This window comes from Kitasatospora sp. NPDC001540, assembly GCF_042894345.1.
GTDB classification, from domain to species: Bacteria; Actinomycetota; Actinomycetes; order Streptomycetales; family Streptomycetaceae; genus Kitasatospora; species Kitasatospora phosalacinea_C.
This window is the reverse complement of record NZ_JBIAVO010000004.1, coordinates 313,438-328,626: the sequence shown is the minus strand read 5'-3', so window position 1 is coordinate 328,626 and position 15,189 is coordinate 313,438. Positions and strand designations below refer to the sequence as shown.

Sequence of the window (15,189 nt, the reverse complement as noted above, 5' to 3'; positions counted from 1 at the left end):
GCGGGAGTCGGGTGCGGTTCGCCGGACTCCCGCCTGGGCGACGGCCGTTATTTACCCCGGATCGCACCTCGCCGGGCGTAGGGTTTCGTCATGACAGCCAACGGAGATGACCCCGTCCGCCGGCCGAAGAAGCCGTGGCCCGAGAAGCGCAAGGGCCCCGTCCTGCTGCGGCGCGACCAGGTCGAGACGAGCACGACCGACCAGCGGCTGCTGGACACCACCGGGCCGTCCGACTGGTTGCACACCGACCCGTGGCGGGTGCTGCGGATCACCTCGGAGTTCGTCGAGGGCTTCGGCGCCCTGGCCGAACTCCCCACCGCCATCAGCGTGTTCGGCTCCGCCCGGACGCCGGTCGGCTCGCCCGAGTACGAGGCCGGGGTGGAGATCGGCCGGGCCCTCGCCGAGGCCGGCTACGCGGTGATCACCGGCGGCGGCCCCGGCGCGATGGAGGCCGCCAACAAGGGCGCCACCGAGGCGGGCGGGCTGAGCGTCGGCCTCGGCATCGAGCTGCCCTTCGAGCAGGGCCTCAACGAGTACGTCGACCTGGGCCTCAACTTCCGGTACTTCTTCGTCCGCAAGACGATGTTCGTGAAGTACGCCCAGGGCTTCGTGGTCCTGCCCGGCGGCCTCGGCACCCTGGACGAGCTGTTCGAGGCGCTCACCCTGGTGCAGACGAAGAAGGTCACCCGCTTCCCGGTGATCCTGTTCGGCAGCGCCTACTGGGGCGGGCTGGTGGAGTGGCTCAAGTCGACCCTGGTCGCCCAGGGCAAGGCCAACCCCGCCGACCTCGAACTGTTCCACGTCACCGACGACGTGGCGGAGGTCCTCAAGGTGCTGGACGCCGCGCGGGGGCCGAAGGGCACCCCCGCGTAGCGCCGCGGCCGGGGCCCGGACTCAGGCCAGCCCCCGGCGGGCCACCGCCGGGGGACGGGTGCCGCGGATCGAGGCCACCATGTCCAGCACCTGGCGGGTCTCGGCGACCTGGTGCACCCGGTAGACCTGCGCGCCCAGCCAGGCCGAGACCGCGGTGGTGGCCAGGGTGCCCAGCAGCCGCTCGTCCACCGGCTTGTCCAGGGTCTCGCCGACGAAGTCCTTGTTGGAGAGCGAGACCAGCACCGGGAAGCCGGTCGCGGTCATCTCCGGCAGGCGGCGGGTCGCCTCCAGCGAGTGCCGGGTGTTCTTCCCGAAGTCGTGCCCCGGGTCGATGATCAACCCGTCGCGGCGCACGCCCAGTTCGAGCGCCCGCTCGGCCAGGCCGACGGTCACCGCCAGGACGTCCGCCATCACGTCCTCGTACCCCACCCGGTGCGGGCGGGTGCGCGGCCGGGCGCCGCCCGCGTGCGTGCACACCAGGCCCGCGCCGTGCCGGGCCGCGGCCTCGGCGAGCTTCGGGTCGAAGCCGCCCCAGGCGTCGTTCAGCAGGTCCGCGCCGACCTCGCAGACCGCCTCGCCGACCTCGTGCCGCCAGGTGTCCACGCTGATCACCACGTCCGGGTGGCGCTTGCGCAGCTCCGCCACGAACGGCACCGTGCGGCGCAACTCCTCCTCCACGGTGACCTCTTCGCCCGGCCCGGCCTTCACCCCGCCGATGTCCAGGATCGCCGCGCCCTCCGCCACCGCCCGGTCTGCGGCCGCGAACGCCGCCTCGTCCGCGAAGGTCGCCCCCCGGTCGAAGAACGAGTCCGGGGTGCGGTTGACGATCGCCATGACGACCAGCTCGTCCGGGCCGAACTCCCGCGTGCCGAGGCGTAGTGCCACCGGTGTCTCCTCCTCAGCGCTCCCGGGTGCAATGATGGGCCCCGGCCTGTACGGGGACCATGATCCCACCGTAGCTCCCGCGGGCGGGCCGAAGCCGACCGGGAACTGCCGGGAACTGACGGAGGACAGCTCGTGTTCGTGGTGATCGTGATCGCGATGGCCCTGGTGGTCGGTGGCGCCGCAGTGGTGGCCCTGGGCGGCGGCGGGACGCTGCCGGAGGCCGAACACGACCGCCTCTCCGCGCGCCTGCCGCAGGACCGCGCCCTCAGCCGCACCGACGTGGACGAGCTCCGCCTCCCGATGGCGCTGCGCGGCTACCGGATGGACGAGGTCGACGACGTGCTCGACCGCCTCGGCGCGGAACTCGCCCTCCGCGACGCCCGGATCGCCGAGCTGGAGGCCGTCGGCGTGGTCCGCGGCTCGGTGGAGAGCTCCGCCGCCGTCGCCGGCGGCGACCCGCTGCCCGGGCTGGAGTCCTTCAGCACCGTCCTGGAGAAGCAGCCGCAGGGGCCGGTGGTCGGCGAGACCGCCGAGGTGCTCTCCTCCCACGAGTCCGACGCGGACGCGGACGCGGACGCCGAGCGGCACGAGAAGAGCGACCGCGCGTGACGGGGGCGGTCCTCGGGACGGACGGGCTGCGGCGCTGCGGCTGGGGCGACTCGGCCGATGACTACCGGGCGTACCACGACACCGAGTGGGGCCGCCCGGTCCACGGCGACCGGGCCCTGTTCGAGCGGATCACCCTGGAGGCCTTCCAGTCCGGTCTGTCCTGGATCACCATCCTGCGCCGCCGGGAGGGCTTCCGGGCGGCCTTCCGGGGCTTCGACGCCGCGGCGGTCGCGGAGTTCGACGACACCGACGTCGAACGGCTGCTGAACGACACTGGCATCATCCGCAACCGCGCCAAGGTCCTCGCCACCATCGCCAACGCCAAGGCCGCCCGCGCCCTCGCCGACGGCGAACTCGACGCCCTGGTCTGGAGCCACGCCCCCGACCCGGCCACCCGCCCCGCCCCGCTCACCCTGGCGGACGTCCCGGCGGTCACCCCGGAGTCGACCGCGCTCGCCAAGTCCCTCAAGCGCGCGGGCTTCCGCTTCGTCGGCCCGACCACCGCGTACGCGCTGATGCAGGCGTGCGGGCTGGTGAACGACCACCTGGCGGACTGCCACGCGCGCTAGCGCGCCGCCGCCCCGCCGGGGTCCGGCGGGGCGGGGTCCTGCCGCGGGGGCGGTCAGCGGCCGACGAAGTCGGGCTTCTGCTTGGTGAGGAAGGCGTCGACCGCGATGCGGTGGTCCTCGCTCTCGCCCGCCAGGGTCTGGAGTTCGTCCTCCTTGTCGAGCAGTTCGTCCAGGGAGTGCGAGGCGGCGTAGGCGAGGGACTCCTTGATCGCGCCGTAGGCGACGGTCGGGCCGTTGGCCAGGGTGAGGGCGAACTCGCGGGCGGTGGCGGCGAGTTCGGCGGCCGGGACGACGCGGGTGGCCAGGCCGAGGGCGAGCGCCTCGTCGGCGCGGACGGTGCGGGGGAGCATCAGGAGCTCGGTGGCGCGGGCGTGGCCGACCAGGCGGGGGAGCGTCCAGGAGGCGCCGGAGTCGGCGGTGAGGGCGACGCCCGCGAAGGAGGTGTTGAAGCCCGCGGTGTCGGCGAGGACCCGGAAGTCGCAGGCGAAGGCGAGCGAGGCCCCGGCGCCCGCGGCGACGCCGTTGACCGCGGCGACGGTGGGCTTGCGCATCCCGGCCAGCGCGCGGACCAGCGGGTTGTAGTGCTCGGCGACGGTGCGCAGGGCGCCCTCGCCGGTCTCGCGCTGGCGCTGGAGCAGGCCGACGTGCTCCTTGAGGTCCTGGCCGACGCAGAACGCCTTCTCCCCCGCGCCGGTCAGCAGCACGGCCCGGACCGCGGGATCGGCCGCGGCGGTGGCGACGGCGTCCCGGAGGGCGACCTTGGTGGGGACGTCGAGGGCGTTCATCGCCTCGGCGCGGTCGATGGTGAGGACGGCGAGGGCGCCGTCGCGCTCGTAGCGCACGGTGTCGGACATGGGTGAGGGCTCCCCGGGTCGCGGTGGCTGTCGTGGGCCAGCATGCCGGTTCGCGGCCGGGCGGGGGAGTGTGAGGTGCCGCACCCCCGGCGGGCGTGTCGGAGTGCGGCGGGATGCGGCTTTCGGCAGGTAATGGGCGCTTTGTGGCTGGTTGGCGAGGCTTGGCGCAGAGAGTGATGTTGGTCATCCAGCGGTCGCATGCGGGATAATGGCTTCCGATCAATGCGTTCGATGCCGGCGGTGGACGGACCGTCCGGTGCGTACCTGAACGGTTGCAGGAAGGGGAACGAGCATGGCGGCCATGAAGCCGCGGACGGGTGACGGCCCGCTGGAGGTCACCAAAGAGGGGCGGGGCATCATCATGCGAGTTCCGCTCGAAGGGGGCGGGCGCCTGGTGGTGGAGCTGACGCCGGACGAGGCGGACGCTCTGGGCGAGGCCCTCAAGAAGGCCTGCGGCTGATCTGCAGGTAGGTGTCCCCGCATCTCCCGGTCTCATCCGCGAGGTGCTCGACGGGCCCGGCCCCCCACTGCGGGGGGCCGGGCCCGTTCCGCGCGCACCGGCCGGGCCCGTCCCGCGCGCACCCGCCGGGGCGCCTCGGCGCCTGACGGCCCTCAGCGCTTGACTGCGCAGAGCAGCCCGTCGGAGACCGGCAGCAGGGCGGGCAGCAGGGTGTCGCTCTCCCGGATCTCGGCGACCAGGTCGCGCACGGCGCGGGTCTGCGGGTCGTCGAGCTCGGGTTCGGCGAGCCGTCCCTCCTGGAAGACGCCCTCGAAGCAGACCACGCCGCGCGGCCGCAGCAGGCGCAGCGCCTCGGTCAGGTGGAACCGGGAGTCGGCCGGGTCGCCGTCGCAGAACACCAGGTCGTACTGGCCGTCGGCGAGCCGGGGCAGCACGTCCCGGGTGCGGCCGGGGATGCAGCGGGCCCGGTTGCCGGGGAACCCGGCGGCCCGGTACGCCTCGCGGGCGTACTGCTGGCGGACCGGCTCGGAGTCGACGGTGGTGAGCACCCCGTCGGCGCGCATGCCGCGCAGCAGGTAGACCCCGGAGACGCCGGTGCCGGTGCCGATCTCGACCACCGCCTTGGCGTCGAGGGCGGCGGCGAGCAGCCGCAGGGCGGCCCCGCCGCTGGGGCCGATCGCGCGTATGCCGGTGCGGGCCGACTGGGCCCGGGCGTAGGTCAGCACCGCGTCCTCGCCGACGTAGGTGTCGGCGAGGGCCGCTCGCTGGGGCCCGAACTCGGTGATGGCTGCCTCTTCCGGAGCGCCGTTGCCGACCCAAGTCGACAAATTCCAGCGACAGACTACTGGCCGCCCGGGAACCGCGTTCGACGGCTGGCCGTTGAACTGCTACGGGCGGCCCGACCGTCCGGGGCGGTCGCTGTTCGACGGCTCTTATCCGGGCTTGACGGGTGAGGTGGATATGGTGGTGGCTCTGCTGGGCAGAAGAGCCGACCGAGGAGGTGTGGCCGAGGGCGACGTCCCTGTGCAGCGGCACCCCCGCGGCCTCACGTCGATCCGTACGCCGAAGCCCGTGATGAACCAGTCTGTGCACTCCCCCCTGGACAAGTCGACCGCAGCCGACGACTCGGTGGCCGGGGCCGCCGGCACGCTCGCGTCCTTCGCGGAGGGGCCCGACGCGCAGAGCTGGACGCCGCCCAGCTGGGAGGAGATCGTCGAGGCGCACAGCGCCCGCGTCTACCGCCTGGCGTACCGGCTGACGGGCAACCAGCACGACGCCGAGGACCTCACGCAGGAGGTCTTCGTCCGGGTGTTCCGCTCGCTGTCCACGTACACCCCCGGCACCTTCGAGGGCTGGCTGCACCGGATCACCACCAACCTGTTCCTGGACATGGTGCGCCGCCGCCAGCGGATCCGCTTCGACGCCCTCGCCGAGGACGCCGCGGAGCGCCTGGCCAGCCGCGAGCCCAGCCCCGCCCAGCACTTCAGCGACACCCACTTCGACGCGGACGTCCAGCAGGCGCTGGACACCCTCGCGCCGGAGTTCCGGGCCGCCGTGGTGCTGTGCGACATCGAGGGCCTGTCGTACGAGGAGATCGCCGCGACGCTCGGCGTGAAGCTCGGCACCGTCCGCAGCCGGATCCACCGCGGTCGCTCGCACCTGCGCGCCGCCCTCAAGCACCGGGCGCCGAACGCCGCCGCGGGCCGTTCGCGCCGGGGCGGTTCCGCCGAGCCCGTGCCGGTCGGCGCCGAGCAGGCCGTCAGCGACCGGAGGGGGTCATGAGCGATCGCGCCCCCGAGCGCGCGGACACGGCCGCGGGCCGTCCGCGCTGGGCGGCGCTGCGCCGGGCCGAGCAGGCCCCGGCGGGCGCCGAGCTGCGCCCGCTGGCGGTCCGTCCGGTCGAGCCGCAGGCCGAGGAGCACCACCTGGGCGACCGGCTCTCCGCCTACCTGGACGGCGAGCTGGGCCACGACGCCCGCGAGCGGGTCCAGGCCCACCTGGCCACCTGCCCGGACTGCCTGGCCGAGGCCGAGCAGTCCCGCTCGGTCAAGCGCGCGCTCAGCGAGGCCCCCGCGCCCGGCCCGTCGGCGGCCCTGATGGCGAGACTCATGGCGGTCGCCGACCTGCCCGAGGACGCGCCGGGCCCTGACGGACCGTCGGGGTCCGGCGGAGTGTTCGGCGGCAGCCGGCTCACCGGGGGCACCTTCGGCCGGGGCGCGGGCTTCGGCGGGAGCGCGCTCGGCGCGGACGCGCCGATACCCGGCATCGACCCGCGGGCCGGCCTGTTCGGCACCCGCCCCGCCGCCGCCCCGCGCCCCGCGGCAGAGACGCTGCCGCGCCCGCTGGCCGCCGCGCTGGGCGAACTGCCCACCGTCCGTCCGTCCGCCGCGCGCGGCCGCCGCCTGGTGTTCGCCGCCGCCGGGGCGTTCTCGGTCGCGGCCGTCACCCTCGGCGGGGTCGGCGGCGTCACCGCGGGCCAGGGCACCACCCGGCAGCCCGCCAGCGTCACGCCGGTCGGCGGGGCGATCGTCCCGGTCAACGCCCAGCAGCCGGTGGACGTGCCGGACTACCCGCTGCGCGCCCGCTACCAGCTGGACGCGACGCCCACGCCCACCGGTGACCCGCGGCAGCTCCTGCGCTAGCCTGCCTTCACCGGCACGCCGTGGCCGCCGGTCACCCGGGTGGTCTTTACCACGGTTTCATCCGCCGGGGGCCGGGGGAGCGGCAGCCCGCGTTTACCCTTGGTTCAGCGTTGTCGGGTGCTGGGAGTTCAGGTGTTCGGAGACATAGGCGGACTGGAGGTCGTGACGATCATCGTCATGGCCATCGTGATCTTCGGCCCGGACAAGCTCCCCAAGCTGATCCAGGACACGATGGGCTTCATCCGCAAGATCCGCTCCTTCGCGGACAGCGCGAAGGAGGACATCCGCAGCGAACTCGGGCCGGAGTTCCAGAACTTCGACTTCGAGGACCTCAACCCGAAGACCTTCGTCCGCAAGCAGCTGATCGGCGACGGCGACGACCCGCTCGGGCTCAAGGACCTCAAGGACAGCGTCGACATCAAGTCCGCGCTGAACGGCGACCGCACCCCGACGCCCACCGCCTCGGTGGACTTCTCCAAGGCCGCGACCGCCGCGAGCGCGGGCCCGGCCCTGGCCGCGGGCGAACGCCCCCCGTTCGACCCCGACGCGACCTGAGACCAGGGCCCGCCCGGCCCCGCACGACACCCACGACGCCCCGCCCTGCCCCGGCAGGCGGGGCATCGCCGTCCGCGCCGCTATCGTGTCCACTGCCCCTCCGGACGGCGGGCCCCGTGGGCTCCGTCACGACCGGCCGCGTCCGGCCCGGTCTCCCGGCCGCCGGGGCCCGGGTGCGCGACCATGGAACGCCCGGTGAGCACAGCAGAGGAGAGGCCCGCAGTGGACGTCACGCACCGTACGGCAGGCACCCCCGCCGCCCGCCGCGCCGCCGACCCGCTGGTCGGCTACCACGCCGCCGACTTCCCCTGGTACGGCCTCGACGAGGGCTGGACCGGCCGCCGCTGGCTCGGCCAGGTCGGCACCGGCCAGCGCACCGCCGACGGCGTCCAGCCCCCCGACTACGGCACCCTCGGCCACGGCGACGAGCCCGCCCGCGGCCCCGAGCCGCGCGACACCCGCCGCTTCGCCGTGGTCGTCACCGTCGCCCGCCGCGGCGTGCGCCGCAGCGCCGACAACACCGGCACCCTGGAGGCCACCTCCGCCTCCTCCGCCGCCTGGCTGGCCGGCTCCGGCCTGCTCGCCGCGACCTGGCCCGGAAACCTCGACCGCGCCCTGCGGCAGAACTGGCTCGACCAGCAGTCCGCCCTCGCCTGGGACCTGGCCGACGACCTCGACGGCCCCGCCTGGTCCTCCCTCACCCTGCCCGTCAACGGCCTCCCGCAGCCCTTCCGCTACCGCGAGTCCGAACACGGCTGGGTGCTGGCCGGCGAGGCCCCCGGCGTGCTGATCGGCGCCTACGGCCGCTCGGTGTCCGCGTACGGCGTCGGCTTCGCCACCGTCACCGACCTGAGCAGGTACGACGGCCGGTAGGCGCCCCGGCGCCCGCTACCCGTAGCACCGGTACGAGCCGTCGTCTTGCCGCCCGATCCGGTCGCCGTCGCCCGCCGGGCCCCGAGGACCAGCCTCGCGTCCACACCCCGTGGGCACCCCCGCCCACCCTCCCGGTTCCGGGATCCCCGTCGCCCGGCACCCGCTACGGTGGGCCCCCACACGACCCGAGGGGGACGGAACGATGGACAACTACGACATCCACGTCGGCGCGGCCCGGCAACTGCTCACCGAGTCCCACCAGCGCCGCAACGGCTACTTCACCCCCGAGCAGGCCGCCGCCTTCGCCCAGGTCGAGGCCCTGCTCGCGATCGCCGCCGCGATCCGTTCCCAGGCCCCGTCGCCCGCCGTCCAGCACGCTGCGGCCCAGGCCGCCGCCGTCGCCGCCGCGACGCCCCCGGCCCGCCGCCCCGAGTGAGCACGTGGACGGCCCCGGGCGCGGTGCCCGGAGCCGTCCGTGGAGTTGAGGAGTCGTCGGAACGTGAGCCTCCGTCAGTGTGTGGCTGCGAACCGGTAGTCCAGAACGAACTGGTCAGCGGCCATGAGCGTGTCACGGACCTCCACCGCGCGGCCCGCGGTGGTGACGGCCTCCCGCACCAGACGGACCACCGCGGCACCCGGGCTCAGCGCCAGTGCGGTCGCCTCGGCCTTGGTCGCCAGCCGGGCCCGGACGGTCTCCCCGTACTCGGCGAGCGTGAATCCGTAGTCCTCCAGGCGTTGGTAGATCCCGCCACCGCCCGGATTCTCCGCGAACAGCTCCGGGATCTCCTTCGCCACGTCCCACGGCAGGTACGAGGTCGCCTCCTCGGTCGGCCCGATGAACAGCACCGTGACCGTGGGCTTGCTGCCGGACGCCTCGGTCTCGGCGATGCAAGCCGCCTTGCCCGCCTTGCGGTGGGCCCGCCGGAAGCGGTCCGACGACTTGCGCTGCACGGGGGGCGGGAGCGGACGAAGGAGCCCTTCCCGTGCCGGGTCTCGATGAGCTGTGCCGTCCGCAGCTCGGCGATGGCGTTGCGCACGGTGCCGGAGGCGACCCCGTAACGCTCCATCAGGTCGTCTTCGCTCGGCACCGTTTCCCCCGGACGAAGGGTGCCCGCCTTGATCCCTGATCCCTGATCCCTGCGGCCAGGCCATCGGCGATCTGCAGGTACTTCTTCGCCTTCGCCGACCCAGCCGGCTCGCTGCTCGGCACGGTCCTTCAGGGCTCCTATTCTCCTGTGCATGAGCAACAGCGCCCCGAAGCCGCAGCCAACGCCCCTCCACTCCGTGTCCGTTGCGGGGGCCGTGGTGCGCGAAGACGGTCGGGTGCTGGCGATCCGCCGCGCGGACAACGGCACCTGGGAGCCCCCCGGCGGCGTCCTGGAGCTGACGGAGACCGTCGAGGACGGCGTGCGCCGCGAGATCTACGAGGAGACCGGCCTCAAGGTCAGCGTCGAACGGCTCACCGGCGTCTACAAGAACGTCACCCGCGGCGTGGTCGCCCTGGTCTTCCGGTGCCACCTCGAAGGCGGCAACGAGCAGCTGTCCGACGAGTCCACCGCGATCGAGTGGCTGACCCCGGCCGAGGTCTCCGACCGCATGGCCGAGGTGTTCGCCGCCCGCGTCCTGGACGCGCTCAACGACGAGGTGGCCCCGAGCATCCGCACCCACGACGGCCGACAGTGGCTCACCGAGCACGCGGCAGCGAGCTGAACTCACAAGCCCACCAAACCCGGCAGACGTCTGCCGGGTTTACCTGCCTGTCCCTCTTCGTCCTGAGCCAACTTCCGGCGGGGGAGTGAGGTTGAGGAATGGGAGGTGTTACGAGTTTCGCTACTTCATCAAGGCGCGCACAGCGCACCAGCGCGCGGCCCTGGCCGCTCGCCGACGCTCCTGCCTTCGCCCCGCTCCGGCCGCGGCCCAGCCGCGCACGCGGCAAGTCCGAGAGCGAGGGCGGAGGCCCTGAACCCCGCCGTGGCTGGGGGCGGGCGGCTCCACGGTTTTACCCACCTGCCAGGACCGGGCCCCGCGTCGAGCAAGAACGGGGGCCACTCGGCCACATTGCGGTCAGGCCCAAAAAGCCCTGACCGAGTCGCAACAGCTTACGGCCCCCCGATCATGCTCGACCCCAGACCAGGCAGGACACCGGCCAAAACCGCTCCGCCACCCGCGCAGCGTTTCCACAGCTCTCAACGTCGGTATCTTTAGAGCCAGCGATCCGCTAATATCTCGCTAGAAGGATGTCTTCCCCGACGATCTAATGTGCGCCGCTTGGGTAATTCAGTGAATTACAATAACCCTGGTGGCTGGCATATTTTGATCCTGCGAGAGGTCGCTCACCAGACCCTCCGGGTTCCTCAGCTTTCGCGTTGGATCGTAGATGAGTGCGAGAATTCCTCTGCAGTCCGGGTGCTTCGGGTAGCGCCCCCAGTCTTCAAGCAGCTCGTCTCCTAGAGATTTGTCGGTCATCGATGCGCGGGTCATCTTAGTTTCGACGATAATTCCACTATCTCTGATCGAGAAGTCTGGAATCGAGCGCCCTCCTGCGTGATGCGGGGCGTAATCCTCTTCCCGCACGTCAGAATATAGGAGGCGGAGGATTGGCAGGACAACTGCCTGTAGATCTTTTTCGTCACTAATTTTCGGGACGGGTACATTGGCCCGACTTGTTTCCCGAAGAGTGTCGAGGTATCGAGGAATCCTGCTGAGTATGGCGGCCAGTTCTTCCAGCTCGCTTCCTGCGTCAACGGTGTGATAGAGGGCGCGTAGGAGGATTTCTTTCTGCTCGGAAAGGCTCCTTAGGAATGCCGTTTCGTAAGGGTAGGAGAATTTTGGCATAAGAGGGCTGTGATTTGCGGGGTCGTGAAATTGGTTGAGCTCTCTCGGGCGGGCCAGAAAATCTCTGATCCGCTTGATCACTTCGCCGCCCTCGTATTTATTTTCAAATGTCGAAAGATCTTCTGGTGGCACCACTTTCCTGGCTCGGGCATACCAGCTGTAATAGGCCTTTTGCCCATTGCGAAGTTCTTCGGCCGATGGTTCAGGATCGAGTTGCCATGTTGACGTGACTGCCGTCAGGCCGTCGGCCTCTTCGAGTAGAGATTCGATTTCTCTGCGATGCTTCTCGGCGAGGGTCAAGATCATCTCCATTTGGCGGGCTAGCTACTTGCAATGTAGCGCTCGGCGCTGGGCCTGGACGTCATGATCTCGAATCACAGGGAGACGAAGTGCGTGTTAGGTCACTCTTGCCGCGGTGGTGGCGGCTGGATGGGCAAAGGAGGGAGGGGATCTTGAAAGTTGCCCCCAGGTCGCAGATGCGAAGTTGGCCCTTGGCGCAGACGCAAGTTCCCGTCGAGGGTATAGTGCAGATGCTTGTAGCTCAGTGGATAGAGCACCCCTTTGCCGAAGGGGCGGTCGCGGGTTCGAATCCCGTCGAGCCCTCAAGGGGCGGGGCATCTAGGTGTCCCGCCCTCCAGTCTTTCCTGGGCCGCCTCTGGGCCGTATGAGGTAGACCAGGGTCGGCCAATGTTGACAACCTATGACGGCAAACGGGCTGGTCAGCGGGTCGGGAGAGTATCCCGCCGCTGACCAGCCCGTTGCTGGATCAGAACTTGTTCTTCGGGGTCAGCCCCAGGGAGAGGCCGGAGAGGCCGCGCTGGCGGCCGGAGAGCTTGCCGGCGATGGTGCGCAGGGCGGCGCCCGCGGGGGAGTCCGGGTTGGAGAGGACGACGGGGCGGCCGTCGTCGCCGCCCTCGCGGAGGCGGACGTCGATGGGGATGGAGCCCAGGACCGGGACGGTGGCGCCGACGGTGCGGGTGAGGGCGTCGGCGACGGTCTGGCCGCCGCCGGTGCCGAAGACGTCGATCATCTCGTCGCAGTGCGGGCAGGGCATGCCCGACATGTTCTCGATGACGCCGACGATCTTCTGGTGGGTCTGCAGGGCGATGGTGCCGGCCCGCTCGGCGACCTCGGCGGCGGCCATCTGCGGGGTGGTGACGATCAGGATCTCGGCGTTCGGGACGAGCTGCGCGACCGAGATGGCGATGTCGCCGGTGCCGGGCGGCAGGTCGAGCAGCAGGACGTCGAGGTCGCCCCAGTAGACGTCGGCCAGGAACTGCTGCAGGGCGCGGTGCAGCATCGGGCCGCGCCAGACGACCGGGGCGTTGCCGGGGGTGAACATGCCGATCGAGATGACCTTCACGCCGTTCGCCGACGGCGGCATGATCATGTCCTGCACCTGGGTCGGCCGACCCTCGACGCCCAGCATCCGGGGCACGCTGTGGCCGTAGATGTCGGCGTCCACCACGGCGACCTTCAGGCCGTCCGCGGCCAGCGCCGCCGCCAGGTTGACCGTCACCGAGGACTTGCCGACGCCGCCCTTGCCGGAGGCCACCGCGTAGACCCGGGTCAGCGTGCCGGGCTTGGCGAACGGGATCTCCCGCTCGGGGGCGCCGCCGCGCAGCAGGGTGGAGAGTTCGCGGCGCTGCTCCTCGCTCATCACGTCGAGCTCGACGGAGACGGCGGTGACGCCGGGGACGGCGGACACCGCGTCGGTGACCCGCTGGGTAATCGTCTCGCGCATCGGACAGCCGGAGACGGTGAGGTACACCGCGACCTTCACCGAGCCGCCGTCGCCGATCTCGACGGACTTCACCATGCCGATCTCGGTGATCGGGCGGTTGATCTCCGGGTCGTGGACGGTCGCCAGGGCTTCCCGGACGGACTGCTCCGTCGCCCCGACCGCCACCTCTGTCTCGTTGGCCATGTGTTGATGGTACGGCGCGGCGCCCCGCCCCCGACTCGCCGGTAGCGTGCCGCCGGTCACAGCGTGTCGGCGGACTCCCGGCGCTCGTCCAGTTCCTTCAGCAGCGACTGCAGTTCGGAGCGCACGAAGTCCCGGGTGGCCACCTCGCCGAGGCCCTGCCGCAGGGCCGCGACCTCGCGGGTCAGGTACTCGGTGTCGGCGATGTTGCGGTCGCTGCGGGCCCGGTCCTGCTCCATGTTGACCCGGTCCCGGTCGTCCTGGCGGTTCTGCGCGAGCAGGATCAGCGGGGCCGCGTACGAGGCCTGCAGGGAGAGCATCAGGGTGAGGAAGATGAAGGGGTAGTCGTCGAAGCGGACCGACTCGGGCAGCAGGGTGTTCCAGACCACCCAGGCGATGATCACCACCGTCATCCAGACGATGAACCGCCCGGTGCCGAGGAAGCGCGCGATCCGCTCGGAGAGCTTGCCGAACGCCTCCGGGTCCCAGGCGGGCAGCCGGATCAGCCCGGGCCGGCCGGTGCGCGGCTGGTCGAGCCGGGCGCGGGAGCCGCCGGCGGGGGAGGGGCGCTCCTCGCGGCGGCCGCGCTGCTCCCGGGCGCGCAGTTCGCGCAGCTGCCGCAGTTCGCGCAGCTCGCCCTGGATCCGCTGGCCCGAGGTGCCCTCGCCCGGCCGCTTGCGGTCAGCGTCCACCGCGCACCCCGCCGGTGCTCGCGCCGATGCCGTGCTCCGCGCCCTCGCGCCAGTCCTCCGGCAGCAGGTGGTCCAGCACGTCGTCGACGGTGACGGCGCCCAGCAGGTGGTCGTCCTCGTCCACCACCGGCGCCGCGACCATGTTGTACGTGGCCAGGTAGGAGGTGATCAGCGGCAGCGGGGTGTTCGGCGGCAGCGGGTCCAGGTCGTCGTCCACCAGCGAGCCGACCAGCGTGTACGGGGGTTCGCGCAGCAGCCGCTGGAAGTGCACGGTGCCCAGGTACGTCCCGGTCGGGGTCTCGTTCGGCGGGCGGCACACGTACACCTGCGCGGCCAGCGCGGGCTTGGTGTCGGCGACCCGCACCCGGGCGAGGGCCTCGGCGACCGAGGCGTCCGGCTCCAGCACGATCGGCTCGGTGGTCATCAACCCGCCCGCGGTGTCCTCCTCGTACGAGAGCAGGCGGCGCATCTCCTCCGCCTCGGCGGGCTCCATCAGCCGCAGCAGGCGCTCCGCGTCGGCCTCCGGCAGTTCGGAGAGCAGGTCGGCGGCGTCGTCCGGGTCCATGGTCTCCAGGATGTCCGCGGCCCGTTCCTCCTGCAGCTTGCCGATGATCTCCACCTGGTCGTCCTCGGGCAGTTCCTCCAGCACGTCGGCCAGCCGGTCGTCGTCGAGCGCCGCGGCGACCTCGGCCCGGCGCTTGGCCGACAGGTGGTGCATGACGTTGGCCAGGTCGGCCGGGCGGAGCTGCTCGAAGGTGGCCAGCAGGTTGGCCGCGCCCTGGCCCTCCTCGGCCAGCGAGAAACCGGTCACCGCCGACCAGTCCAGCAGCAGTTGCTCGCCCTTCGCCTTCCGCAGCCGCCCGGGCGGCCGCCCCGTCTGCACGAACACCCTGTCGATCTCCCACTCGCGCAGCCGGGTCTGCACCATCGCCACGTCCAGGACGGTCACCTCGTCGGAGGTCTTCGTCCGGGTCACGGTGCGGTCCAGCAACTCGGCCAGGACCAGCGTCTCGGACGGGCGCTGCTCGAAGCGGCGCATGTTCAGCAGGCCGGTGGACAGCACCTGGCCCGACTCCAGGCTGGTCACCCTGGTCATCGGCAGGAAGATCCGCCGCCGCCCGATCACCTCCACCACCAGCCCCAGCACCCGCGGCGGCCGCCCGCCCAGGCGCAGCGAGACGACCACGTCCCGGACCCGGCCGACCTGGTCGCCGTTCGGGTCGAACACCGCGACCCCGGAGAGGTGGGAGATGAAGACCCGGCTGCCTGGCCCCGCCATACGAGACTCCCTCCGGCGGAAACGGACACAACCCCCCAAATCTAGCCGCGGAGGGTGGAGGAAGCCGCGTCGGCGCGAGCGGGCCGGCGCGAAACCAGGGGTGCGGGGGACTGCGCGGAGGGGGCACCTCCCAGCCCCC

At 72.0% G+C, this 15,189-nt stretch carries 17 protein-coding genes, 1 tRNA gene and 1 pseudogene; 11 read left to right on the top strand and 8 right to left on the bottom strand.

What is annotated here, in order from left to right:
• The first annotated feature begins 90 nt into the window (after positions 1–90).
• Entirely contained in the window at positions 91–873 is a 783-nt protein-coding gene (locus ACFY00_RS08300) for a TIGR00730 family Rossman fold protein (protein WP_388028509.1), read from the top strand.
• Positions 874–894: 21 nt separating this feature from the next.
• Here ACFY00_RS08300 and folP read toward each other — a convergent pair whose 3' ends face one another.
• Positions 895–1,707 carry a dihydropteroate synthase gene (gene folP, locus ACFY00_RS08295; protein ID WP_388028631.1) on the bottom strand — a complete coding sequence of 271 codons (813 nt, stop codon included), beginning with the start codon at positions 1,705–1,707 and terminating at the stop codon, positions 895–897.
• A 183-nt stretch (positions 1,708–1,890) separates the two neighbouring features.
• On the opposite strand from folP, the gene ACFY00_RS08290 reads away from it, so the two are divergent.
• Both ACFY00_RS08290 and ACFY00_RS08285 read left to right on the top strand, forming a co-directional pair.
• On the top strand, positions 1,891–2,367 hold the full coding sequence (locus ACFY00_RS08290; protein ID WP_388028506.1) for a DivIVA domain-containing protein: 477 nt from the start codon (positions 1,891–1,893) through the stop codon (positions 2,365–2,367).
• Complete coding sequence (locus ACFY00_RS08285) at positions 2,364–2,936, top strand: DNA-3-methyladenine glycosylase I (protein WP_388028505.1); 573 nt, start codon at positions 2,364–2,366, stop codon at positions 2,934–2,936. The genes ACFY00_RS08290 and ACFY00_RS08285 overlap by 4 nt, the downstream gene beginning before the upstream one ends.
• A gap of 53 nt (positions 2,937–2,989) precedes the next feature.
• Here ACFY00_RS08285 and ACFY00_RS08280 read toward each other — a convergent pair whose 3' ends face one another.
• Positions 2,990–3,790: an enoyl-CoA hydratase/isomerase family protein gene (locus ACFY00_RS08280; RefSeq protein ID WP_388028503.1), complete on the bottom strand. Its 801-nt coding sequence runs from the start codon at positions 3,788–3,790 to the stop codon at positions 2,990–2,992.
• Positions 3,791–4,082: 292 nt separating this feature from the next.
• Between ACFY00_RS08280 and ACFY00_RS08275 the strand changes: the two genes are divergently transcribed.
• Complete coding sequence (locus tag ACFY00_RS08275) at positions 4,083–4,250, top strand: DUF3117 domain-containing protein (protein WP_014137929.1); 168 nt, start codon at positions 4,083–4,085, stop codon at positions 4,248–4,250.
• Between the two features lie 152 nt (positions 4,251–4,402).
• Here ACFY00_RS08275 and ACFY00_RS08270 read toward each other — a convergent pair whose 3' ends face one another.
• A complete protein-coding gene (locus ACFY00_RS08270) occupies positions 4,403–5,077 on the bottom strand; it encodes an O-methyltransferase (RefSeq protein ID WP_388028501.1) in 675 nt (224 codons plus the stop codon).
• Positions 5,078–5,324: 247 nt separating this feature from the next.
• Here ACFY00_RS08270 and sigE point away from each other — a divergent pair, with 247 nt between their 5' ends.
• From sigE to ACFY00_RS08245, 5 genes are all read left to right on the top strand, one after another.
• Entirely contained in the window at positions 5,325–6,032 is a 708-nt protein-coding gene (gene sigE, locus ACFY00_RS08265; protein WP_078914669.1) for an RNA polymerase sigma factor SigE, read from the top strand.
• The gene (locus ACFY00_RS08260; RefSeq protein ID WP_388028499.1) at positions 6,029–6,892 is read left to right on the top strand and encodes an anti-sigma factor family protein; all 864 of its coding nucleotides are present in this window, start codon (positions 6,029–6,031) and stop codon (positions 6,890–6,892) included. The genes sigE and ACFY00_RS08260 overlap by 4 nt, the downstream gene beginning before the upstream one ends.
• Positions 6,893–7,024: 132 nt before the next feature.
• Complete coding sequence (locus tag ACFY00_RS08255) at positions 7,025–7,447, top strand: sec-independent translocase (RefSeq protein WP_388028496.1); 423 nt, start codon at positions 7,025–7,027, stop codon at positions 7,445–7,447.
• 222 nt (positions 7,448–7,669) lie between these two features.
• Positions 7,670–8,320 (top strand): hypothetical protein, encoded by a 651-nt coding sequence (locus ACFY00_RS08250; RefSeq protein ID WP_388028493.1) that lies wholly within the window; start codon positions 7,670–7,672, stop codon positions 8,318–8,320.
• 202 nt (positions 8,321–8,522) lie between these two features.
• The gene (locus ACFY00_RS08245; RefSeq protein ID WP_388028490.1) at positions 8,523–8,756 is read left to right on the top strand and encodes a hypothetical protein; all 234 of its coding nucleotides are present in this window, start codon (positions 8,523–8,525) and stop codon (positions 8,754–8,756) included.
• Positions 8,757–8,830: 74 nt separating this feature from the next.
• On the opposite strand, the pseudogene ACFY00_RS08240 reads toward ACFY00_RS08245, so the two are convergent.
• Positions 8,831–9,485 (bottom strand): annotated as a pseudogene (locus ACFY00_RS08240) (GntR family transcriptional regulator).
• 74 nt (positions 9,486–9,559) lie between these two features.
• On the opposite strand from ACFY00_RS08240, the gene ACFY00_RS08235 reads away from it, so the two are divergent.
• Positions 9,560–10,030 carry an NUDIX hydrolase gene (locus ACFY00_RS08235; RefSeq protein ID WP_388028488.1) on the top strand — a complete coding sequence of 157 codons (471 nt, stop codon included), beginning with the start codon at positions 9,560–9,562 and terminating at the stop codon, positions 10,028–10,030.
• 567 nt (positions 10,031–10,597) lie between these two features.
• On the opposite strand, the gene ACFY00_RS08230 is transcribed toward ACFY00_RS08235, so the two are convergent.
• Positions 10,598–11,455 carry a hypothetical protein gene (locus ACFY00_RS08230; protein ID WP_388028485.1) on the bottom strand — a complete coding sequence of 286 codons (858 nt, stop codon included), beginning with the start codon at positions 11,453–11,455 and terminating at the stop codon, positions 10,598–10,600.
• 229 nt (positions 11,456–11,684) lie between these two features.
• Here ACFY00_RS08230 and ACFY00_RS08225 point away from each other — a divergent pair.
• A tRNA-Gly gene (locus ACFY00_RS08225) sits at positions 11,685–11,758 on the top strand.
• A gap of 163 nt (positions 11,759–11,921) precedes the next feature.
• On the opposite strand, the gene ACFY00_RS08220 is transcribed toward ACFY00_RS08225, so the two are convergent.
• From ACFY00_RS08220 to ACFY00_RS08210, 3 genes are all read right to left on the bottom strand, one after another.
• Positions 11,922–13,082, bottom strand: a complete 1,161-nt coding sequence (locus ACFY00_RS08220) for an Mrp/NBP35 family ATP-binding protein (RefSeq protein ID WP_388028483.1) — start codon at positions 13,080–13,082, stop codon at positions 11,922–11,924.
• Between the two features lie 56 nt (positions 13,083–13,138).
• A complete protein-coding gene (locus ACFY00_RS08215) occupies positions 13,139–13,684 on the bottom strand; it encodes a DUF1003 domain-containing protein (protein ID WP_388028628.1) in 546 nt (181 codons plus the stop codon).
• Between the two features lie 76 nt (positions 13,685–13,760).
• Complete coding sequence (locus ACFY00_RS08210; protein ID WP_388028481.1) at positions 13,761–15,050, bottom strand: magnesium transporter MgtE N-terminal domain-containing protein; 1,290 nt, start codon at positions 15,048–15,050, stop codon at positions 13,761–13,763.
• Positions 15,051–15,189: the final 139 nt, after the last annotated feature.

Bases quoted from the DNA above. Each gene is read 5' to 3' on its own strand.
- ACFY00_RS08300 (WP_388028509.1), top strand. From the start codon at position 91: ATGACAGCCAACGGAGATGACCCCGTCCGCCGGCCGAAGAAGCCGTGG.
- folP (WP_388028631.1), bottom strand. From the start codon at position 1,707: ATGGCGATCGTCAACCGCACCCCGGACTCGTTCTTCGACCGGGGGGCG.
- ACFY00_RS08280 (WP_388028503.1), bottom strand. From the start codon at position 3,790: ATGTCCGACACCGTGCGCTACGAGCGCGACGGCGCCCTCGCCGTCCTC.
- ACFY00_RS08275 (WP_014137929.1), top strand. From the start codon at position 4,083: ATGGCGGCCATGAAGCCGCGGACGGGTGACGGCCCGCTGGAGGTCACC.
- sigE (WP_078914669.1), top strand. From the start codon at position 5,325: ATGAACCAGTCTGTGCACTCCCCCCTGGACAAGTCGACCGCAGCCGAC.
- ACFY00_RS08260 (WP_388028499.1), top strand. From the start codon at position 6,029: ATGAGCGATCGCGCCCCCGAGCGCGCGGACACGGCCGCGGGCCGTCCG.
- ACFY00_RS08245 (WP_388028490.1), top strand. From the start codon at position 8,523: ATGGACAACTACGACATCCACGTCGGCGCGGCCCGGCAACTGCTCACC.
- ACFY00_RS08235 (WP_388028488.1), top strand. From the start codon at position 9,560: ATGAGCAACAGCGCCCCGAAGCCGCAGCCAACGCCCCTCCACTCCGTG.
- ACFY00_RS08220 (WP_388028483.1), bottom strand. From the start codon at position 13,082: ATGGCCAACGAGACAGAGGTGGCGGTCGGGGCGACGGAGCAGTCCGTC.
- ACFY00_RS08210 (WP_388028481.1), bottom strand. From the start codon at position 15,050: ATGGCGGGGCCAGGCAGCCGGGTCTTCATCTCCCACCTCTCCGGGGTC.